We start from the raw sequence: 1,614 nt of genomic DNA on the forward strand, positions 1-1,614 counted from the left end.
GCGGCATGGTGGCCGCCCACCAGTACACCCTGAAGCGTCCCGTCGACCTCACGGGCACGGACGAGGCGCGGGCAAGCTGGGAGGCGTACGACCGCCTGGCCTCGGTCTCGGACATCGACGAGCTGGGCCTCACGGGCGACGAGCGCGCCGACTTCGTGCGCAGCCTCGCGCGCATCGACGAGGACGACCACGCGGTGAACCTCGCCGCCAATTCGAGCGAGGCCATCGAGCAGGCCGAGAGCTACGGCATCTACCAGCTGCAATATGACCGCGGACAAGACGCGGGCTACGAGGGCCTGAGCGTCTATGGAATCCGTGAGGACTCCCGCTACTGGAAGGGGCTCGACGTCGCGGGCGGGCGCGTCGTCGTGGGCGCGGGCATCGCAGACAAGTACGGCCTGGGCGCGGGCGACACGATTACCCTCTGGGACAAGTACACTGACACGACCTATCGCCTCAAGATCGACGGCACCTGGGGCACCAAGTCCGACCTCAACGTCTACCTCGACCTCGACACCTTCAACACGCTGCTGGGAAACGCGAGCGGCTACTTCAACGCAATAGCGAGCGACGAACCGCTCGACATCGACGCGCGCTGGCTCGCGAGCGAGCTCACGCCCGCGGACATGGACAAGATTGGCGAGCAGATGACCGACTCGATGGGCAACATGATGTACCTGCTGATGGGCATCGCCGTGTTCATCTTCCTCATCTTCATCTACCTGCTCACGAAGGCCGTCATCGACCGCAGCGCGCGCAGCATCTCGTACATGAAGGTCTTTGGCTACCGCGACCGCGAGGTGAGCCACCTCTACGTGCGCTCGATCACGTGGTGCGTCGTAGCGTCGCTTTTGCTCACGCAGCCGCTGCTCATCGGTGCGCTCACGGCGATCTTCCGCTCGATGCTCTACGCCTACAACGGCAACATCGAGATCTTCGTCCCCGCGGGCGCCATGGCCCAGTGCGTGCTCACGGGCTTTGCCACCTACGTCGTCGCGGCGCTTCTCCACCTGCGCTCGATCCGCCGCATGCCGATGTCGCTCGCCCTCAAGGTCCAGGAGTAGCGCAGCAGGGTGTGGGTCGACGCGCGCGGCGGGGCGGGCCGAGCGCCGACTCGCCCCGCTCGCCGCCCACCTACAGCTCGTCGAGGCCTAGCGCCGCCGCGTAGGTGGCCTGCGTGAAGGTCTCGACGAGCTTCCCTTCTCACAAAGGGGGCGGGTTGGCACCTGCGCCAGCCCGCCCCCGCACGCGGCGAATGCCTACTTCCAGCTTGCCTCGAGAATCGCGGTGACGTCGTCGACCGAGAGCTCGACCGGGTCGTGGCCAAAGAGCGCGCCGTTGGTCGTGATGGCGTTCTCGGCAACGGCGGGCAGCTCGTCTCGGGTGATGCCCCACTCGCTCATGGCAAGGCCGTCCATGCCGCACTCACGCTTGAGGCGCGCCAGCTCGGACACGAAGGCAGACGGGCCCTGCTTGGCGACCTCGTCCTCGCTCGCGCCCATGAGGCGGGCCATCTCGACGTAGCGGTCGTCGCAGGCGTGGGCGTCGATCATGTGCTGGTGGTAGGCGCACGCGATCATGATGAGGCCCGCGCCGTGCGGCAGGTCGTGGTGG

General features: G+C 67.0%; 2 protein-coding genes. One reads left to right on the forward strand and one right to left on the reverse strand.

The genetic code is table 11. The features are described from left to right. Positions 1–1,064: ABC transporter permease (locus AC1VTH_RS08200; RefSeq protein WP_481335692.1), on the forward strand; the 1,064-nt coding region annotated here is incomplete at its 5' end. A gap of 195 nt (positions 1,065–1,259) precedes the next feature. Here AC1VTH_RS08200 and AC1VTH_RS08205 read toward each other — a convergent pair. Further along, a partial coding sequence (locus tag AC1VTH_RS08205) for a hypothetical protein (protein ID WP_481335694.1) occupies positions 1,260–1,614 on the reverse strand: 355 nt, incomplete at its 5' end.

It is taken from the genome of Parolsenella sp., assembly GCF_982402205.1.